We start from the raw sequence: 18,801 nt of genomic DNA on the forward strand, positions 1-18,801 counted from the left end.
GCCGGGAGGCCGAGGGCATGTCCGACACTCACACAGCAGACGCCACGATGATCCGGCGCGACGATCCGGACGATATCGTCGCGCGGCTCGAGGAGGACATCATCTTCGGCCGACTCGCGCCAGGCGCGCGCCTCACGGAAGACGCGCTGATGTCGGCTTACGGCACCTCGCGCCACTTCGTTCGCCAGGCGCTTGTCGATGCGGAGCGCCGCGGCATCGTCCGCCGCGAGAAGAATGTCGGCGCCACCGTACGGTTCTATTCGGCCGAAGAGGTCCGGCAGATCTACGAGGTCCGGGAGATGCTGACCCGGCAGGCGGCGCTGATGATCCCCCTGCCCGCACAGCAAGGCCTGGTCGACGAGCTCTCTGCATTGCAGCGGCAATATTGCGCGAGAGCGGATTTGCAGGACCTGCGCGGTATCCACGAGGCCAACGACGCCTTCCACCTCGCGCTGTTCTCGGCCTGCGGCAATCCCTATCTGGTGCGCTCGCTGCAGGACTACATGAACCTGACCCTGCCGATGCGCGCCAAGAATCTCGCCGACAGCGACGGACTGGCACAATCGCGCCGCCAGCACGAGCTCATGATCGAGCTGTTGAAGGGCCGTGACAGCTGGGCGCTGGCGCAGCTCTGCGTCGATCATATGCAGTTCAGCAAGAAGGATTACCTGGCGCGGATTGGGGATGAGCGAGCCGAACAGGAGAGCCCGCGTTCATAGATGGGAGACGTTCGCTTCTCGCGGTGGTGCAGTTCACGCGGTAAGGGCGCGCTGGATTGCCCGCAATTGCAGGCCGCACGAGCCCATTCGGGCAATAACGCCCGCAATCCACAACTTCCGGGGAACCTATGGTCGGCTTGGTACTTGGTCTTGCACCAATCCCCCACCATAGGAGCTGCCATGATTTGCCGTTTAGTCGGAGCCGCCGCTGTTGCCGTCGCCGTCCTGCTTCCCGTAACGACCCAGGCCCAGGGCGTTCCCGGAGGCGTCGAACGCGGTGCGCGGGATGGTGAGCGAGCGGCAGGGCCTGTCGGTGCAGTTGTGGGTGGCGTCGTCGGCGGCGTCGTTGGCGGCGTGGCGGGAGTCCTTGGTGTCGATCAACGTCCTCGCTTTCACTCCTACGTCGTCGAACAGCGGCGGCCCTCATATCAGTACCGCGAGGATGTGAGAGTCGGAGCGGTTCTTCCGGAAGAGGGCGTGACCTATTACGAGGTGCCGCCCGAGTACGGCGCCCGTGAGTATCGTTACACGGTGGTGAACGGTCGCACGGTTCTGGTCGAACCGCGAACCCACCGGATCGTTGAGATCGTCGAATAACAACCAAGGGCCGTCTTTCGAGACGGCCCTTTCGTTTGCGCAGATCTGAATCCCTCAAGTCCCGGTTCAGTACCGCCTCAGCAGACCGCGATCCACGCTGGCATCGCCATAGTCGGCGCAGGCTCTCTTCGGGTTTCTGATCAGATCGGTCCGGACGCGCCTGAACGTTTTGCCGGCAGCGTCGGACACTTCGGGGCGGAATTTACCCGGATCGGAGCTCTCGCCATCGCGGGCCTTGATGGCTGCAGCATAGGCGTCGATCATCGCCATCGCGGCATCCGTGCTGCCGAGAAGTCGGGCGCCGAGCTGTACACTGCCGGCACCATTGACCTCGTAGCCGACACATCGTTGTTCGAGCACCGCGGATGCGGTGACGAGCTGGTCGAGAAACGTCGCCTCGGCGTCGCCGAGCATCGCGGCTCGCGCCGGTCCCGACATGAACAGCGTGAGCAGTACGGCGGCTGGCAATTCGATTTTCATTGTCCTGACTCGCGCTGCCGCCGTTGAGCCGTGATCGAGGCACCGATTGCCGAATTGCGGTCTCGCAAAATCGAGAGCCAGACGGCCAGAGCAACGTTGATCTGGATCAATGGCCGGAACGGCCAAAGCGAGGCTCAGGCCTTTGCGTCGCTCGCCCCGTGTGAATCGAGGCACCGCGCTGGGACGGACACTAAAACTGTTTGTCAAGCCATCGAAATTTCGCAGAGCCGGAAATAAATATGGGCCGGGCTCCGGCGCCACGTCGCGCGTCCTCCTCCACTCCCTCCCAAATGAAATGCCATGACCGAACAAACCCTGACGGAGCCGATCGCCGAGCGGCAAGCGCCATCCCGAGGCTTTTCGCGCTACCAGGCGATCCTCGTTGCGCTGCTGGCGCTGGTCCAGTTCACGATCATCATCGATTTCATGATCATGTCGCCGCTCGGCGCCATCATGATGCCGGCGCTCGATATTTCGGCCGCTCAGTTCGGCGTGGCGGTCTCGGCCTATGCGTTCAGCGCGGGGATTTCCGGTATCCTGGCGGCCGGCTTTGCCGACCGGTTTGATCGCAAGCGGCTGCTGTTGTTCTTCTACGCCGGCTTCACCCTTGGCACGATGCTGTGCGCGATCGCGCCCAACTATCATCTGTTGCTGCTGGGGCGGATCGTGACCGGCCTGTTCGGCGGCGTGATCGGCTCGGTCGTGCTCGCCATCGTCACCGATTTGTTCACGCTGCAATTGCGCGGCCGCGTCATGGGTTTCGTGCAAACCGCCTTCGCTGCAAGCCAGGTGCTGGGCATCCCGGCCGGTCTTTTCCTCGCCAACCAGTGGAACTGGCACGTCGCGTTCGGCGCGCTGGTCGGACTGTCGGTGATCGGGATGACCGCAGTGATGCTCCTGATGAAGCCGGTGAACGGCCATCTCGGGCTGAAGCAGGATCGAAATCCGTTCCGGCATCTGATCGCCACGGTCTCGCAGCCGCGTTATTGGATGGCGTTTTCGGTAACGACCCTGCTGGCGACCGGCGGCTACATGCTGATGCCGTTCGGCAGCGCCTACACCGTGCACAATCTCGGCATCGACATCGTGCATCTGCCGACGATCTATCTCGTCTCCGGCCTGTTCAGCATTGTCATCGGCCCGCTGGTGGGACGCGCGAGCGATGCCTTCGGCAAATACCCCACCTTCGTCTTCGGCAGCGCCATGTCCATCGTGATGGTGCTGATCTACACCCATCTCGGCGAGGTGAGCCTGACGGTCGCGATCCTGGTCAACGTCCTGATGTTCGTCGGCATCTTCTCCCGCATGATTCCTTCGCAGGCGGTGATTTCGGCAATCCCCGAGCCGGCGCAACGCGGCTCCTTCAGCGCGGTCGGCGCGTCGCTGCAACAGCTCTCCGGCGGGCTCGGCTCCGTGCTCGCCGCCGCACTCATCGCGCAGGACGCCGACGGTACGCTCCGGCATTTCGACCGGCTGGGATACGTCGTCGTGACGACGGCGGTGATTTCCCTGATCCTGATGTACTTTGTACAGAGGCCCATCGCGGTCCAGGCCGGCAAACGCGTTGTTTAGCGCGTCGATTCCGACGCCCTGGATTTGCGAATGCGCTCCTACCGCTTGGTCCAATCGATGATGCGACTTGTGTCGCCGTCGAACTCGTTGCTGCAGAACGCGCCGCCCTGATAGTGATCGCCGACCGGATCGGGCTTCAGCTTGGCCTGCTCGGCCATCGCATGTGCCACATGATCCTCGGAGCGCCCCGTCGGACGGTAACCGAACTCGTAGGCGCGGTGGTTGTCCCACCAGGCACGCTCGTTCAGGGACACGCCGTAGAAGATCTCGAAATGAATGTCGGGATGCTCGAGCCCGATCCGGCAGAGCTGCACCAGATCTTCCGGCTTCAGCCAGATCGAGATCCGGCGATGGTCCAGCGGCACGTCGCCGAAATTGCCAATGCGAAGGCAAGTCACCTTCAGGCCATGCTTGTCAGCATAGAGCGCGCCGACCGCTTCGCCGAATACCTTGCTGACGCCATAGCGGCCGTCGGGGCGCGGGGTCACGTCGGTGCCGATCTTGTGGTGGCGCGGATAGAATCCGACGGCATGGTTCGAGGAGGCGAACACCACGCGCTTGACGCCCTTGCGGTACGCGGCCTCGAACAAATTGTAGCCGCCGATGATGTTGGCCTGGAGGATGTCGTTCCAGGGACCTTCGACCGAATAGCCGCCGAAATGGATGATGCCGTCGACGCCCTCGCAGATCGCCTCGCACTGCGCCAGGTCAGAGAGGTCCGCAGCCTTGAATTGCTCGTTGGGGCCGAGATCGGCCGGCGCGCGGATGTCGCTGAGCAGCAGGTCCGGATAGATCGGCGGCAACAGTTTTCGCAGGCGCGTTCCGATCCCGCCCGAAGCTCCCGTCATCAAGATACGCGGCATGTCTTTCCTCGCCTTTGGCAACCAATTTGCGGTCACATGTCTCTAATGATAGCAGGATTGTCCAGAGGGAACGAAACGAGAGAACCGACATGAATGAGGCATCGTCCCATCCCCAGGAGCGGCCAGGCTGGCGGCCGGCGAGCTACTACCCCGATCCGGCGATAAAGGCACTCGATCCCCGCTTCGAAAAATACTGGCTGAAACTCTCGGCGGTGGAGCGGCTGACGACCGGCCTGCGCTGGGCCGAGGGTCCGGTGTGGTTCGGCGACGGGCGCTATCTCCTGTGCAGCGACATTCCGAACCAGCGCATCGTCAAATGGGAAGAGGAGACCGGTGCGGTCAGCGTGTTCCGCAAGCCCTCCAATTTCGCCAACGGCAACACCCGGGATCGCCAGGGTCGGCTCGTCACATGCGAGCATGGCGGGCGACGCGTCACCCGAACCGAATATGACGGCAGCATCACCGTGCTGATGGACTCGTTCGGCGGCAAGAAGCTCAACTCGCCGAACGACGTCGTGGTGAAGTCCGACGGCGCGGTTTGGTTCACCGATCCCACCTTCGGCCTGCTCGGCAATTACGAGGGCTACAAGGCCGAGCCCGAGATCGAGCCGAACGTCTACAGGTTCGATCCCACGACCGGCAAGGCGACCATCGTTGCCGAAGGCGTGCTCGGGCCCAACGGCCTGTGCTTCTCGCCGGACGAGAAAATCCTCTACGTCGTGGAATCACGCGGCGTGCCGAACCGGAAAATCCTCGCCTATGACGTCTCGCCTGACGGCACCACCATCTCCAACAAGCGCGTCCACATCGACGCCGGCCCGGGCACGCCGGACGGCATGCGCTGCGACATCGACGGCAATCTCTGGTGCGGCTGGGGCATGGGCGATCCCGAGCTCGACGGCGTCGTGGTGTTCGCGCCCGACGGCGTCATGATCGGCCGCATCGCGCTGCCCGAACGCTGCGCCAATCTCTGCTTCGGCGGCGTCAAGCGCAACCGCCTGTTCATGGCCGCGAGCCAGTCGATCTACGCGTTGTATGTGAACACGCAGGGCGCGGTCGGGGGATAGTCTTCCCAACTCTCTCCTCGTCATTGCGAGGAGCTCTTGCGACGAAGCAATCCAGACTGTCTCCGCAGAAAGATTTCTGGATTGCTTCGCTTCGCTCGCAATGACGAACAAACAAAAACGCCGGAGCAGTTGGCCGCTCCGGCGTCATGTTTACCCAGGCGCTAACGCCTACGCCGCGTTGAAGCCGGCGACGGCCTTCACTTCGAGGAAGTCCTCGAGGCCGTACTTGCCCCACTCGCGGCCGTTGCCGGACTGCTTGTAGCCGCCGAACGGCGCGGAGCGATCGTTGGGCACGCCCTGCAGATTGACGTTGCCGGCGCGGATCTGACGGCCGACGCGCTTGGCGTCCTCGACGGACGCGCCCGTGACGTAGCCCGCAAGCCCATAGGGCGTGTCGTTGGCGATGTGCACCGCCTCGGCTTCGTCCTTGGCGCCGATGATGGTCAACACCGGTCCGAAGATCTCTTCACGCGCAATCGTCATGTCGGGGGTGACGTCGGCGAAGATGGTCGGACGGACATAGAAGCCTTTGTTGACGGCCTCGGGCAGGCCCGGGCCGCCCGAGACGAGCGTTGCGCCCTCGTCGATGCCCTTCTTGATCAGGCCCTGGATCTTGTCCCACTGGCCGCGGTTGACCACGGGACCGATGGTGGTGCCTTCGGCGCGCGGATCGCCCGCCTTGGTCTTGTCGGCGACGGCCTTCGCGATCGCGGCGACTTCCTTCATCTTCGAGGCCGGCACGATCATGCGCGAGGGCGCGTTGCAGGACTGGCCGGAGTTGTTGAACATGTGCATCACGCCGCCGGTCACCGCCTTCGTGAGGTCGGCGCCTTCGAGGATGACGTTCGGCGACTTGCCGCCGAGCTCCTGGCTGACGCGCTTCACGGTCGGTGCCGCACGCTTGGCCACGTCGATGCCGGCGCGGGTCGAGCCGGTGAAGGAGATCATGTCGATATCGGGGTGCTCGCTCATGGCGGCGCCGACCTCGGGACCGAGACCGTTGACGAGGTTGAACACGCCCTTCGGCACGCCGGCTTCATGGAGGATTTCCGCGAAGATCAGCGCCGAGGTCGGGGTGAACTCCGATGGCTTCAGGATCATGGTGCAGCCGGCGGCGAGTGCGGGCGCGACCTTGCAGGCGATCTGGTTGAGCGGCCAGTTCCAGGGCGTGATCATGCCGACCACGCCGACCGGCTCGCGCAGCACCATGGCGGTGCCGACCGGTTCCTCGAAATGATAGTTCTTGAGCACGTCGAGCGTGGTCATGAGGTGGCCGAGGCCGGCGCCGGCCTGCAGCTTCTCCGCCATCGGCAGCGGCGCACCCATTTCGTCGGAGACGGCGGCGCCGATCTCCTTGAGACGGCCCTTGTAGATCTCGATGACCTTGGTGAGCAGCGCGACGCGCTCGTCACGGCTGGTCTGGGAGAACGTCACGAACGCGCGCTTGGCGGCGGCGACGGCTTTGTCAACGTCGGCCTTGGAGCCCAGCGCAACCTCGTACATCGCCTCTTCCGTCGCCGGATTGACCACGGCGGTGGACTTCTTGACGGCGGGATCGACCCAGGCGCCGTCGATGTAGAACTGCATGCGATTGACCATAGTGAACCTCTTCTTGGGGGCTTGGGGGGCGTTTCGGCAGGCATCCTTGCACGAAAGCGCCGGCAATTGAACCCGCCATGTGCGGGGCCAGCATTGCGGCGGACGGAGGTTATATGAGCCGATGGCGGAGGGGTGGCAAGGTCTCGATTGCCCTCGTCCTGGCCTAGTGCGCAATTGCGCACGGGGGCTAGGACGACGACGGAGAACTACACCGCCATCTTCCGATGCAACACCGGCGCGCCGGTGGTGAGGCTTTCGGCCGCATCGATGATGGCGTTGGCGTCGATGCCGTGGTGGCGGTAGAGGTCGGCGATGGTGCCGGTCTGGCCGAATTGCTCGACGCCGAGCGCCTCGACGCGATGGCCGCGGACGCTGCCGAGCCAGCCGAGCGCCGCCGGATGGCCGTCGATCACGGTCACGATGCCGCAGTCGCGCGGCAGCGGTGCTAGCAGTTTTTCGATGTGGCTGAGATGCTGCACGCCGCGCCGATCACGGCGCAATTTCCGTGCGGCGGTCCATCCCGCATGCAGACGATCTGCGGACGTGATCGCGAGCAGGCCGATGTCGCGCCGGCTCTCGCCGATGAAGCCGGTCGCTTCGATCGCTTCTGGCGCAACGGCGCCGGTATAGGCGATGACGGCTTCGGCATTGGGGCCCGGCTTGCGCAACCAATACGCGCCGTCGGTGATGCCCTGTGCGAGCTCGGGCGTCATGATCCGCTGCGCCTGCTCGATCGAGCGCGTCGAGAGCCGCAGATAGACCGAGCCGCCCTCACCCGGATCGCGCTGCATGTGATTGAAGCCCCACCCCATGATCACGGCGAGCTCGTCGACAAAGGCCGGCTCGAACGAGGCAAGGCCATCCTGCGCCATGCCGATCAAAGGGGTTGCGATCGACTGATGCGCGCCGCCTTCGGGCGCGAGCGTGATACCTGAGGGGGTCGCCGCCACCATGAAGCGCGCATCCTGGTAACAGGCATAGTTCAGCGCATCGAGACCGCGCTCGATGAAGGGATCGTAGAGCGTGCCGACCGGCAGCAGCCGCTCGCCGTTGATCTGGTGCGACAGGCCGAGCGCCGAGAGCATGATGAACAGGTTCATCTCGGCGATGCCGAGTTCGAGATGCTGGCCCTTGGGCGAGAAGTCCCAGTTGAAGGTGGATGGAATTTTCTCGCTGCGGAATAAGTCCGCCTTCTCGCCGAGCGCAAACAGGCCGCGCCGGTTCACCCACGGACCGAGATTGGTCGAGACGGTGACGTCAGGCGATGTCGTCACGATGCGCTTGGCGAGCTCGCTGTCGCCGCGCGCGATCTCGTTCAGCACCAGCCCAAAACCCTGCTGGGTCGACATCTGCGGCGCCGGCTTGAAGGCAAGCTGCGACGGCACCTCGATAACAGGCGCGGTGAGCCGGCGGCCGTCCTGGTTGAACGGCACGCCCGCGAGGAAGGCGTCGAGCTCGGCGGCACTTTGCGCGAGACCCTCGTATCTGTCCCATTCGTGTCCGGGCCGGATGTTCTGGCTGTCGCGATATTTCTCCATCTGCGCGACCGTCATCAGGCCGGCATGATTGTCCTTGTGGCCCTGGAACGGCAGGCCGACGCCCTTGATGGTGTAGGCGATGAAGCAGACCGGGCGATCGTGATCGATGGATTCAAAGGCGTCCAGCATGCTCGCCATGTCATGGCCGCCGAGGTTCGACATCAGCGCCAGTAGCTCGTCGTCGCTGCGCCTGTCGATCAGCTTGGTGATGGGGCCCTGATCGCCGATCTCGTCGTGCAAATGCTTGCGGAACGCCGCGCCGCCCTGAAAACACAATGCGGCGTAGAGTGCGTTCGGACAATTGTCGATCCAGCGCTTCAGCGCCTCGCCGCCAGCTTCCGCAAAGGCCTCGCGCATCAGCCGGCCGTATTTCACGATCACCACGTCCCAGCCGAAATTGCGGAACACGGTCTCGAACTTTTCCCAGAGACCTTCGCGGACGACGGCATCGAGCGACTGCCTGTTGTAGTCGACCACCCACCAGGTGTTGCGCAGGCCGTGCTTCCAGCCTTCCGCCAGCGCCTCGAAGATGTTGCCCTCGTCCATCTCGGCGTCGCCGACCAGCGCAATCATCCGCCCCTCGCGGCGATGCTTCATCCAGCCATGCGCCTTGACGTAGTCCTGCACCAGCGAGGCGAACAGCGTCTGCGCAACGCCGAGGCCGACCGAGCCGGTGGAGAAATCGACGTCGTCGACGTCCTTGGTGCGCGAGGGATAGGACTGCGCGCCCTTGAAGCCGCGAAAGTTCTCCAGCTTCTCGCGGCTCTGCCGGCCGAACAGATACTGGATGGCGTGGAACACCGGGCTCGCATGCGGCTTCACCGCGACGCGATCTTCGGGTTTCAGCACGTGGAAATACAGCGCCGACATGATGGTGGCGAGCGAGGCCGACGAGGCCTGATGTCCCCCGACTTTCAGGCCGTCCGCATTCGGGCGGATGTGGTTGGCGTGATGGATGGTCCATGACGACAGCCACAGCGCCTTGCGGGCCAGCGCGGTCAAGGTGTCGAGGCGGGCGGTATCAACGGGCATGGCAATGCTCCCGGAAAACAGGTGCCCGATGATACCCCTGCAGGAAGCGCCAAACTTCTCAATGTTTCGCGCAATACCAGCCAATATTGGGATAGCTTACCAATCAGCCGGCAAAAACGACAGGTTCATCCCAATGCCCGATCTCGACGCCATCGACCGCAAAATCCTCAGCTACCTCCAGAACGACAGCCGCCTGACCATGCAGGAACTGGCCGACAAGGTCGGGCTTTCGGTGTCGCCATGCCATCGCCGGGTCAAGCTGCTCGAGGAACGCGGCGTCATCTCGCGCTACATCGCGACCGTGGACCAGAAGGCGCTGGGGCTGCATGTCAGCGTCTTCATCTCGATCAAGCTGGCCCGGCAGAAGGAGGAGGACCTCAACCGCTTCGCGCGCGCGATCTCGAAATGGGACGAGGTGCTGGAATGCTATCTGATGACCGGCAATCGCGACTATCTCTTGCGCGTGGTCGCCGCCGACCTGGCCTCCTACGAGACTTTCCTGAAGACCAAGCTGACCCGGCTTGACGGCATCGCCTCGATCGAGTCCAGCTTTGCGCTCAGCCAGGTGAAATATTCGATCGCGCTGCCGGTGTAAGGCATCACCGCCACGGCTGCACGATGATCTTGGTGTGAGCCTCAGGATTGGCGAGATCGGCGAAAGCCTTTGCAACGCCGTCGATGCCGACTTCCGCCGTCACCATTGCCGCCGCATCCACCTGCCCCTCCGCGATCAGGCGCAGTGACGCCGCGAATTCGTCCGGCGTGTAGCCGAGCACATACTGGACGTTGAGCTCTTTCATGATGCCGAGCATGGGCTCGCTCCTGTCGGTCTCCATGCACACACCGACCACGACGATCCTCGCATCGCGCGGAGCGCCCTCGAACACCTGCTGCAAGAGACCGGGCACGCCAACGCATTCGAAGATGATCGCGGGTTTGAGCGCGGGCAGCAACGGCGGCCGCGCGGCCTTCTCCGCCTCCGACATCTGCGCATGCTCGGCCCAGGTCAGATAGGGCTGCGACACCCGTGGATCCACGACGACATCGGCGCCGAGCTTTGCCGCAAGCGCGCGCCGCGCCGGCGAATAGTCGGCGGCGACGATCGGATGCAGGCCCTTGAGCTTCAGCGCCGCAATCACCGCTAGCCCGACCGGGCCGCAGCCGATCACGAGCGGCACTTCGCCGCCTCGGATGTTGGCCTTGGCGACGGCGTGAACGCCGACCGCGAGCGGTTCGGTGAGCGCGGCATGCTCCGGCGCGAGACCGTTGGGCACCTCGAGCAGCAGCGCTTCGCTCAGCAGCATCGCCTCGGCATAGCCGCCAATATTGTCGTTGGAGTAACCGATGCCTTCGATGCCCTGCGGCGTTACGAGGGCTGGCAGCGAGCAGACGCGCGTGCACGACTTGAGCTTGCGCACGGTCCCCGGGCCGAAGTCGACGATCTCGCAGCAGAACTCGTGGCCGAACACGACGTCGCGGGCGAGATCCATCGGCTTGCGGCCGGTCTTTCGCGCCATCTCCACCATGCGGTGGGCGTGCTGGCGCGCGTGCAGATCGGAGCCGCAGATGCCGCAGGCGAGCGTCTTGACCAGCACCTGGCCGGGGCCGGGCTTCGGCTCGGCCATTCTGTCGACGACAATCTCACCGTTCCTGAAAATCGCAGCGCGCATCCGGCTCCTCCCGTCTTGTTGGAGCCGTCGATAGCACGAAGCGGACGCGCGATCTTGCGTCAGGGGTTCGGGGAACGCTCTTCCAGGATCAGGAGCTGGGCGCGGCGGATGCGCTCGCGATGGGCGATGTAGAGGCCGCTGGCGACGATGAAGGCCGCACCGGTGACGGTCCAGACATCAGGCACTTCGCCGAACAGGAAGAAGCCGAGGATGCTCACCCACAGCAACTGCGTGTAGGAGAACGGCGCCAGTACCGAGGCATCGCCGTAGCGATAGGCCAGCACGATGATCCACTGGCCGACGGTGGAGGCGACGCCGATCACGATACCAAGCCCGATCGCCGTCCAGGTCGGCGTGACCCAGACGAACGGTACCATCAGGGAGAGGATCGCAACGCCCGTCAGCGCCGAATAGGCCATCGTGGTGAGGACGGCTTCACGCCCGCTCATCATGCGCGTCAGGATCAGCGCCGCGGCCCAGCAGAACGCCGAGACGATCGGGAAGAAGGCGGCGGCGTGAAACGCGCTGGAGCCCGGGCGCAGGATGATCAGCACGCCGGTCAGGCCGATCGCGGTCGCGATCCAACGGCGCATGCCGACCTTCTCGCTCAGGAAGACGATCGAGAGCGCGGTGACGAACAGCGGCGAGACGAAGCCGGTCGCGGACGCTTCTGCGATCGGCAGGAAGCTCAGGCCGGTGATGAAGAACAGCGAAGAGCCGAGCAATGCCGCGCCGCGCATCAACTGCAGGCCGAGGCGCTCGGTGCGCATCGCATGGAGCGGCGAGCCCGGCAGCATCACCGGCGTGAACATCAGCGCAAACGTCACGAAGCGGATCCAGGTGATCTCGATCGACGGCAGGCTCGACGACAGATATTTCGCGGTAACATCGGAGCAGCCGAGAAAGATCGTCGACAGCAGCACCAGCGCGATGCCTTTGAACGGGTGATCGACGCGCGCCGGCGCCCGTCGCGCCTGCGGCTTCTTTTCCGGCATGGGCATGGGAATACTGTCGAGCCTTGCGGCTGCGGCGGGCGGCGGGGTCACGGCTGGAACCTAGGAATGCGAATCGGGAATGATCGTAAAAAACGATAATTGCGCCGCTTTCACAACTTCCGAAAACAGGATGCCGATATGCGCTCACGTCCGCGCACGTCAAGACTCCATTAATAACGGGCGTTTGTGCACTACAGCATGGGCAGGCCGCGCGGCTTCGGACCGCGCGGAAACGCCGCATCGAGCGCCGCGATCTCGTCTTTCGTCAGCACCAGATCGCCGGCCGCAGCATTGTCGCCGGCATGTTCCGCGGACGACGCCTTCGGGATCGCGAACACCGTAGTTGCACGGGTGAGGAAGCTCAGTGCGACCTGGCGCGGCGTCGCGCGACGCGCCTCCGCGATGCGCGCCAGCACCGCGCCGCCCTTGCTGTTGCTCGCAGGGAAATCATCGTGGCCGAATGGCGAATAGGCGACCACAGCGACACCATGCCGTTCGCACCACGGGATCACCGCGTGCTCGATCGCGCGTTCCTTCAGATGATAGAGCACCTGATTGCAGGCGATGCGGTGTTCGCCGGCGGCGTCGAGGATCTCGTCGAGATCATCGGCATCGAAATTGGAGACGCCCCAGGATTTGATCTTGCCGGCCTTCACCAGTTCCTCGAATGCGGCGACGGTGTCCTCCAGCGGATACGAGCCGCGCCAATGCAGCAGATAGCAGTCGAGCCGATCGGTTTTCAGCCGCTTCAGCGAGCGCTCACAGGCGGTGATGGTTCCGCGGCGCGAGGCGTTGCTCGGCAGCACCTTTGACACCAAGAAAACCTCGTCGCGTCGGCCCGCGATCGCATCCGCAATGACGAGTTCGGCATCGCCATACATCTCGGCGGTATCGATGTGGGTCATGCCGAGGTCGAGCCCGCGCTGAAGCGCCGCGATCGCGCGCTTGCGATCGCCATGGTCGAGATACCATGTGCCCTGCCCGATGACGGAGACGCTGGCACCCGTTTTGCCGAAGGGTTTCGTGTTCATCTTTGCTCCGATACCACTCGTTCGCTGAGGCAACCGCCGTCGCGCTCAAGAGTTCAATACGCCGATGTCAGCGACCAATACGCTACCGGTTGCGGACTCCGTGATGTAGAGCCGATCCTTCTTCGCGCCACCAATGGCGACATTGGTGCAATTCGGACCTGCACACGACTTGACCCGCGCAATCAATTCGCCGTTGGGCGCGAACACGAAGACATGGCCGAGTGAGGCGTGACCGACGAACAGGCGGCCCTTGGCATCCATTGTCATGCCATCAGGGCCGCTCGTGCCGAACAGCGAGCAGAAGCGGCCAACCTTCGACACGCTGCCGTCCTTCATGAACGGCAGCCGCCACACCGCGTTGTCGCGCGTCATTGCGACGAACAGCACGGTCTCGGTTGGATCGATCACCAGGCCATTCGGGCTGATACCAGTGTCGATCAGGCAATCGAGCCGGCCGCTTTGCGTCAGGCGATAGACGCGGCCGCTGGGGTCATGCAGGCCGGTCTGTCCCTGGTCGGTGAAATAGATGTCGCCGTTGGACGCGAGATGCAGATCGTTGCAGCCCCGGAAAGACTCCGAGTTGCGCGAGGTCAGCACCGGCGCAATGCGCCCTGCCCTGGCGTCGAACTCCACGATGCCGTGCCTGTAGTCGGCGACCAGGATGCGGCCGTCCGCCGCAATCTTCAGTCCGTTCGGCCAGCCCTCATATTCAATCGCCAGCGACCACTCACCGTCGGGCGCAATGCGGAAGATGCGGCCGAAGGGAATGTCGACGATGTAGAGATTGCCATCCTTGTCGAACGACGGCCCTTCGATGAAGGAATCCGTCGGCACACCGGGCCGGTTGGCATCGGCCCAATCGGTGCGCTCGCCCTTGCGGCGGAATTTGTCGGGCATGGCGGAAAAGAGTCTGGTCTCGATCAGGCGCGGCGGCGTTTCCAGGTACATCATTGTTGTTTTTGCGTGTTGAGGGCGAGAGCGCGGCACCATAGGGCACAATGAGGCGTGCGTCGATTGGGCCGAAGCATAGCGCCCCGCCCTCGCTGTCATTCCCCGCGAAAGCAGGGAATCCAGTACGCAGTGGCCTTAGCGCTTGATCACAGGCGTCTCGGCGTACTGGATCGCCCGGTCAAGCCGGGCGATGACGGCGGAGTATGCGCGACGACCGAGAAAGTCGCCCCTACCCCGCCGCGCCCGCGTGCTTGGCATGCTTCGCCGGCGCAATTTCGGTCGTCGCGATCAGGCGCTTCAGCTCGGGGATGCAGGAGCCGCAATTGGTGCCGGCCTTGAGCTTTGCGCCGATCTCGGCGGCTGTGCGCGCGCCTGCGGCGATGGTGTCGCAGATGGTGCCGCGGCCGACGCCGAAGCAGGCACAGACGACAGGACCGGTCGAAACCGCGCCCTCGCTCGACTTGCCGGACAGCAGCATGCGCCGCTGCTCATCGGTGACGTGGTCGGCCACGAACAGGCTCTTCACCACCTCCCAGTCCCCGGCATCATGCGCGGGGCCGACGAACAGGCAGGTTTCGATGCGGTCGCCGGCAAACGAGGCCGCGCGATAAACGCCGCCGCCGAGGTCGCGATAGTCGGCGACGTCCTCGCCGGCAACGCCACCGAGCCAGGCCGGCCAGCGCGACAGGTCCGCATTGTCGGCGAAGAGGTAGCCGAAGCCGCCGGTAACAGTGACGCGGGTCCACATCAGGTTCGGTGGCAGCTCCAGCTGCTTGCGCGACAACGCAAAGCCGCGGAAGACGTATTCATAAGGCACGATCGCGGCTGGTGTCGCCTTGGACTCCGGCTGCCCCGAAAACGGATCGGTGAACGGTGCGACCAGCGCCCCGACGCGACCGTGCGAGGCGTTCATCGCACTCCAGTGGATCGGCGCGAACAGCGTGCCGCGCTGCTGGTGGTCGCTGACGACGACCTTGAGGGTGCACTGGCCGTAGTCGGTGGTGATGCGGGCATAGCCGTCATGAACGACGTTGTATCTGCCGGCGTCATCGGGATGAATCTCGACGAACGGCTCGGGCAGATGCGCGCCGAGCCGCTGGCTGAGGCCCGTGCGCGTCATGGTGTGCCACTGGTCGCGGATGCGCCCGGTGTTGAGCCGCAGCGGCCGCGACGGCCCGGTCTCGCCGCGCAGCGCCGGCACCTCCGGCGCGACGAAGCGGCCCTTGCCGTCATTGGTGAAGAACCCGCCGGCCGCGAAGAAGCGCTCGCCGGGCGCCTGGCCTTCGCGCGCGGGCCACTGCACGGGCTTCAACGCGTCGAAGCCCTCGTCGGACAGCGAGGTCAGCGCGCCGATATCGAAGTCGCGGCTGCCATCGTTCTCGAACGCCGAGAGCGCGGCGTGCTCGCGAAAGATGTCGGCTGCGGATTTGTAATTAAAACTGTCGCCGAAGCCGAGGCGTTTTGCGGTTTCGCTCAGGATCCACCAGTCCGGCCGCGCCTCGCCGGGCGCCGGCAGGAACGAACGCTGGCGCGAGATCCGGCGCTCGGAATTGGTCACGGTGCCCGACTTCTCGCCCCAGGCGAGCGCGGGCAGCAGCACGTGCGGGCCAGCATCGACCGTGTCGTTGGAGAGCACGTTCTCGGAGACCACGAACAGCTCGAGCTTCTTCAGCGCCTCGCGCACGAAGTCCGCGTCGGGCAGCGACACTGCGGGGTTGGTGCCCATCACCCACAGCGCCTTAACCTCGCCGCGGTTGATGGCTTCGAACAGCTGCACCGCCTTCAACCCTTCATGGGTCGCGATACGCGGCGCCTTCCAGAACCGCCGCACGCGATCGATGTCCGGCGGCGTGAAGTTCATGTGTGCGGCGAGCTGGTTGGCGAGGCCGCCGACCTCGCGGCCGCCCATCGCGTTGGGCTGGCCGGTGAGCGAGAACGGCGAGGCACCGGGCTTGCCGATGCGCCCCGTGGCGAGATGGCAGTTCAGGATCGCGTTGACCTTGTCGGTGCCCTGCGCCGACTGATTGACACCCTGCGAGTACAGCGTGACGACGCGGGGCGTGTCACGGAACATCTTGAAGAAGGTGGCAACGTCCTGCTCGGAGAGGCCGGTCGCCAGTGCGGTCGCGGTGATGCTGCCGGCGATGCTGCGTGCGCGCGCCAGCGCGTCGTCAAAGCCCGACGTGTTTTGCCCGATGTAGTCCTGATCCAGGGCACCATTGTCGGCGAGGTGAACGAACAGGCCGGAGAACAACGCCGTGTCGGTGCCGGGCTTGAGGCCGAGGAACAGATCGACGTCGGTCGCGGTGTCGGTGCGGCGCGGATCGATCACGATCATGCGCGCGCCGCGCTCCTGCCGGTTCTTCAGCATGCGCTGGAACAGCACGGGATGGCACCAGGCGGCATTCGAGCCGACGAACACCAGAAGATCGGCCTGGTCGAGATCCTCGTAGCAGCCGGGCACGGTGTCGGCGCCGAAGGCGCGGCGGTGACCGGCGACCGATGACGACATGCAGAGCCGCGAATTGGTGTCGACGTTCGCAGTGCCGACAAAGCCCTTCATCAGCTTGTTGGCGACGTAATAGTCCTCGGTCAGCAGCTGGCCCGAGAGATAGAATGCGACCGCGTCGGCGCCGTCGCGCGCGACGATGTGCTGCATGCGGTGGGCGACGTGATCGAGCGCATCGCTCCAGGCGACGCGTTCGAGCACGCCCTTGCAGCGGATCATCGGATAGAGCAGCCGGCTTTCGAGCCCGACCGTCTCGCCGAGCGCCGAGCCCTTGGAGCACAGCCGGCCGAAATTGGCAGGATGATCGGGATCGCCCGCGATCGCCGCGCCGCCCTTGCCGTCTGGCGTCGCCAGCACGCCGCAGCCGACGCCGCAATACGGACAGGTCGTTTTGGTAGCGCGGAGCGTGGGATCGATCGCCGTCATATCGAGCCGCCTCAATCAAGCCGCTTTGGAGGGACGCGCGAGCGCGCGGCCGAACATCATGTCGGTGCGGATCGCCGCCACCTTGTCACGATTGCGGATCAGCTCGAGATACCAGAGCGCATCGACGGTATCGCCGATCAGCACCGCGCCGGTGAGCCGGCCGTCGGAGATGACGAGCTTCTTGTAGGTGCCGCGCCTGCGGTCTGACAGCACGAGGCTCTCGCTGCCCTCCCCGCCCATGAAGTCGCCCGCGGAGAATACGCTGACGCCCGACACCTTCAGATTGGTCGAGACCACGCTGCCCTGATAGGCCGCGGGACGGCCCGCGAGATGCCGCGCCAGCACGCGCGCCTGCTCGTAGGCGGGCTCGACGAGGCCGTAGCAGGTGCCGCGATGCTCGGCGCATTCGCCAAGCGCGTAGATATCGGGTGACGCCGTCTGCATCTCGTCGTTGACGACGATGCCGCGGTTGACTGCGATGCCGGCGTCCTTTGCGAGCGCAATGTTGGGCCTGATGCCGGCGGCGAAGATCACCGCATCGGCCTCGATGCGGCTGCCGTCGGCAAGCTCGACCGCTTGGACATGACCTTCGCCGTGGATGCGCGCTGTGGATGCATTGAGCAGGATACGAATGCCCTTGCGCTCGACCAGTGTCTTGAGCAGGTCCGCGGCGGAGGCATCGAGCTGGCGCTCCATCAGCCGGTCCATCAGGTGCAGCAGCGTCACCGGCGCTCCGGCCTTGGCGAGGCCGTAGGCCGCTTCGAGTCCGAGCAGACCACCGCCGACCACGACGACGCGCTTCCTGGCGGCCGCGAGCGTCAGCAGCAGGTCGACGTCGCGGGTATCGCGAAAGGTGTGCACGCCGGCGAGATCGGCGCCGGGCACGTTGAGCCGTAGCGGCGTCGAGCCGACGGCGAGCACGAGCTTGGAATATTCCATGCTCTCTTCGCCTTCGATCTTGAGCTCGCGTCGGCCGGTGTCGACCTCGGTGACCCGATAGCCGTAGCGCACCGTGACACCGCGATGGCGCCACCAGTCGGCGGGTCGGAGCTCGATCTCGTGCGAGCCGGTCTCGCCGGCCAGCACGGAGGAGAGCAGAACACGGTTGTAAGCGAGCCGCGGCTCTTCGCCGATGACGGCGACCGCGTAGCGGCCGAGTGCGGTCTTGGCGAGCTCGTCGACCAGACGCGCGGCCGCCATACCGTTTCCGACAATGACCAGCGGTTCACTCACAACGCATCTCCTATTCAGCGGCCTGCGACTGTGCGCCGTAGGCCTCGGACATCATGTAGCCGGACAACACGCCGTAGGCGTCGGTCCAGGCGGTAGCGAGTTCGGGCGTCCAGGCCTCGCCAAGGCCCTTCTCCAGGGTCCACAGCAAGGTCGCGCCGACCACGGGGTAGTGCTCGGCCTTGGCGCCGTAGCCGACGTGACGCTTCGCAAGCGCGGAGGCCGCCGGAAGAATCGAGTCCAGATTCGACAGACCGCCGACGACGGCGGCGAGCATGCCCATCAGCTTCTTGCGCTGCTCGGTCATGTCCTCGGGGAACATCGCGCGCACGGATGGCGCCACCTCGAACAGGCGATCGTAGAACAGCACCGCGGCCTGCGCGGAAATCGGCGCGACCTTGGCAAAGCTCTGCTGCACGAGGGTGATCTGTTCCGGCGTCATGATGTTCTCCTGCCTGTTGGGTTTGCCTTGGTGCGCGCCATTGCGAACCAGGTTCATTGTCAAACTGTCGGGCAATGCTT

The 18,801-nt window shown here is 64.7% G+C and carries 16 protein-coding genes; 5 read left to right on the forward strand and 11 right to left on the reverse strand.

The annotated features are described in order from the left end of the window. Positions 1-17: 17 nt before the first annotated feature. Positions 18-719: a GntR family transcriptional regulator gene (locus tag IVB07_RS26980; protein ID WP_247363490.1), complete on the forward strand. Its 702-nt coding sequence runs from the start codon at positions 18-20 to the stop codon at positions 717-719. A gap of 180 nt (positions 720-899) precedes the next feature. After that, positions 900-1,316: a DUF1236 domain-containing protein gene (locus tag IVB07_RS26985; RefSeq protein ID WP_026233295.1), complete on the forward strand. Its 417-nt coding sequence runs from the start codon at positions 900-902 to the stop codon at positions 1,314-1,316. Positions 1,317-1,382: 66 nt separating this feature from the next. Here IVB07_RS26985 and IVB07_RS26990 read toward each other — a convergent pair whose 3' ends face one another. Continuing rightward, entirely contained in the window at positions 1,383-1,796 is a 414-nt protein-coding gene (locus IVB07_RS26990; protein ID WP_018457074.1) for a hypothetical protein, read from the reverse strand. 300 nt (positions 1,797-2,096) lie between these two features. Here IVB07_RS26990 and IVB07_RS26995 point away from each other — a divergent pair, with 300 nt between their 5' ends. After that, a complete protein-coding gene (locus IVB07_RS26995; RefSeq protein ID WP_247766765.1) occupies positions 2,097-3,368 on the forward strand; it encodes an MFS transporter in 1,272 nt (423 codons plus the stop codon). A gap of 38 nt (positions 3,369-3,406) precedes the next feature. Here IVB07_RS26995 and IVB07_RS27000 read toward each other — a convergent pair whose 3' ends face one another. Continuing rightward, a complete protein-coding gene (locus IVB07_RS27000) occupies positions 3,407-4,231 on the reverse strand; it encodes an NAD(P)-dependent oxidoreductase (RefSeq protein ID WP_018457076.1) in 825 nt (274 codons plus the stop codon). 89 nt (positions 4,232-4,320) lie between these two features. Here IVB07_RS27000 and IVB07_RS27005 point away from each other — a divergent pair, with 89 nt between their 5' ends. Then, positions 4,321-5,298, forward strand: coding sequence for an SMP-30/gluconolactonase/LRE family protein (locus IVB07_RS27005; protein ID WP_018457077.1), 978 nt, complete (start codon positions 4,321-4,323; stop codon positions 5,296-5,298). A gap of 168 nt (positions 5,299-5,466) precedes the next feature. Here the strand turns inward: IVB07_RS27005 and IVB07_RS27010 are convergent, their stop codons facing one another. Then, positions 5,467-6,897 (reverse strand): aldehyde dehydrogenase family protein, encoded by a 1,431-nt coding sequence (locus IVB07_RS27010; protein WP_247766766.1) that lies wholly within the window; start codon positions 6,895-6,897, stop codon positions 5,467-5,469. A gap of 206 nt (positions 6,898-7,103) precedes the next feature. After that, complete coding sequence (locus IVB07_RS27015) at positions 7,104-9,467, reverse strand: transketolase (RefSeq protein ID WP_247363491.1); 2,364 nt, start codon at positions 9,465-9,467, stop codon at positions 7,104-7,106. A 133-nt stretch (positions 9,468-9,600) separates the two neighbouring features. Between IVB07_RS27015 and IVB07_RS27020 the strand changes: the two genes are divergently transcribed. After that, positions 9,601-10,062 carry an Lrp/AsnC family transcriptional regulator gene (locus IVB07_RS27020; protein WP_018457080.1) on the forward strand — a complete coding sequence of 154 codons (462 nt, stop codon included), beginning with the start codon at positions 9,601-9,603 and terminating at the stop codon, positions 10,060-10,062. 4 nt (positions 10,063-10,066) lie between these two features. Here the strand turns inward: IVB07_RS27020 and IVB07_RS27025 are convergent, their stop codons facing one another. The 7 genes from IVB07_RS27025 to IVB07_RS27055 all read right to left on the reverse strand — a co-directional run bounded on the left by IVB07_RS27025 (position 10,067) and on the right by IVB07_RS27055 (position 18,721). Continuing rightward, the gene (locus IVB07_RS27025; protein WP_026233296.1) at positions 10,067-11,137 is read right to left on the reverse strand and encodes a zinc-binding dehydrogenase; all 1,071 of its coding nucleotides are present in this window, start codon (positions 11,135-11,137) and stop codon (positions 10,067-10,069) included. Positions 11,138-11,196: 59 nt separating this feature from the next. Beyond that, the gene (locus tag IVB07_RS27030) at positions 11,197-12,138 is read right to left on the reverse strand and encodes a DMT family transporter (protein ID WP_018457082.1); all 942 of its coding nucleotides are present in this window, start codon (positions 12,136-12,138) and stop codon (positions 11,197-11,199) included. A gap of 185 nt (positions 12,139-12,323) precedes the next feature. Then, complete coding sequence (locus IVB07_RS27035) at positions 12,324-13,163, reverse strand: aldo/keto reductase (protein ID WP_018457083.1); 840 nt, start codon at positions 13,161-13,163, stop codon at positions 12,324-12,326. A 45-nt stretch (positions 13,164-13,208) separates the two neighbouring features. Continuing rightward, positions 13,209-14,114, reverse strand: coding sequence for an SMP-30/gluconolactonase/LRE family protein (locus IVB07_RS27040; protein WP_026233297.1), 906 nt, complete (start codon positions 14,112-14,114; stop codon positions 13,209-13,211). Between the two features lie 229 nt (positions 14,115-14,343). Next, on the reverse strand, positions 14,344-17,049 hold the full coding sequence (locus IVB07_RS27045) for a nitrate reductase (RefSeq protein ID WP_018457086.1): 2,706 nt from the start codon (positions 17,047-17,049) through the stop codon (positions 14,344-14,346). Positions 17,050-17,064: 15 nt separating this feature from the next. Then, positions 17,065-18,282 (reverse strand): FAD-dependent oxidoreductase, encoded by a 1,218-nt coding sequence (locus IVB07_RS27050; RefSeq protein ID WP_256469915.1) that lies wholly within the window; start codon positions 18,280-18,282, stop codon positions 17,065-17,067. Between the two features lie 10 nt (positions 18,283-18,292). Beyond that, positions 18,293-18,721, reverse strand: coding sequence for a globin family protein (locus tag IVB07_RS27055; protein ID WP_026233298.1), 429 nt, complete (start codon positions 18,719-18,721; stop codon positions 18,293-18,295). Positions 18,722-18,801: the final 80 nt, after the last annotated feature.

Origin of the sequence: Bradyrhizobium sp. 172 (assembly GCF_023101065.1) — a bacterium.
Taxonomy (GTDB): Bacteria; Pseudomonadota; Alphaproteobacteria; order Rhizobiales; family Xanthobacteraceae; genus Bradyrhizobium; species Bradyrhizobium canariense_D.

Excerpts from the sequence above, each read along its gene's own strand:
- IVB07_RS27015 (WP_247363491.1), bottom strand. The coding sequence starts at position 9,467 with ATGCCCGTTGATACCGCCCGCCTCGACACCTTGACCGCGCTGGCCCGC.
- IVB07_RS27040 (WP_026233297.1), bottom strand. The coding sequence starts at position 14,114 with ATGATGTACCTGGAAACGCCGCCGCGCCTGATCGAGACCAGACTCTTT.
- IVB07_RS27055 (WP_026233298.1), bottom strand. The coding sequence starts at position 18,721 with ATGACGCCGGAACAGATCACCCTCGTGCAGCAGAGCTTTGCCAAGGTC.
- IVB07_RS26985 (WP_026233295.1), top strand. The coding sequence starts at position 900 with ATGATTTGCCGTTTAGTCGGAGCCGCCGCTGTTGCCGTCGCCGTCCTG.
- IVB07_RS26980 (WP_247363490.1), top strand. The coding sequence starts at position 18 with ATGTCCGACACTCACACAGCAGACGCCACGATGATCCGGCGCGACGAT.
- IVB07_RS27005 (WP_018457077.1), top strand. The coding sequence starts at position 4,321 with ATGAATGAGGCATCGTCCCATCCCCAGGAGCGGCCAGGCTGGCGGCCG.
- IVB07_RS26995 (WP_247766765.1), top strand. The coding sequence starts at position 2,097 with ATGACCGAACAAACCCTGACGGAGCCGATCGCCGAGCGGCAAGCGCCA.
- IVB07_RS27035 (WP_018457083.1), bottom strand. The coding sequence starts at position 13,163 with ATGAACACGAAACCCTTCGGCAAAACGGGTGCCAGCGTCTCCGTCATC.
- IVB07_RS27020 (WP_018457080.1), top strand. The coding sequence starts at position 9,601 with ATGCCCGATCTCGACGCCATCGACCGCAAAATCCTCAGCTACCTCCAG.
- IVB07_RS27045 (WP_018457086.1), bottom strand. The coding sequence starts at position 17,049 with ATGACGGCGATCGATCCCACGCTCCGCGCTACCAAAACGACCTGTCCG.
- IVB07_RS27010 (WP_247766766.1), bottom strand. The coding sequence starts at position 6,897 with ATGGTCAATCGCATGCAGTTCTACATCGACGGCGCCTGGGTCGATCCC.
- IVB07_RS27000 (WP_018457076.1), bottom strand. The coding sequence starts at position 4,231 with ATGCCGCGTATCTTGATGACGGGAGCTTCGGGCGGGATCGGAACGCGC.
- IVB07_RS27030 (WP_018457082.1), bottom strand. The coding sequence starts at position 12,138 with ATGCCCATGCCGGAAAAGAAGCCGCAGGCGCGACGGGCGCCGGCGCGC.
- IVB07_RS27025 (WP_026233296.1), bottom strand. The coding sequence starts at position 11,137 with ATGCGCGCTGCGATTTTCAGGAACGGTGAGATTGTCGTCGACAGAATG.
- IVB07_RS26990 (WP_018457074.1), bottom strand. The coding sequence starts at position 1,796 with ATGAAAATCGAATTGCCAGCCGCCGTACTGCTCACGCTGTTCATGTCG.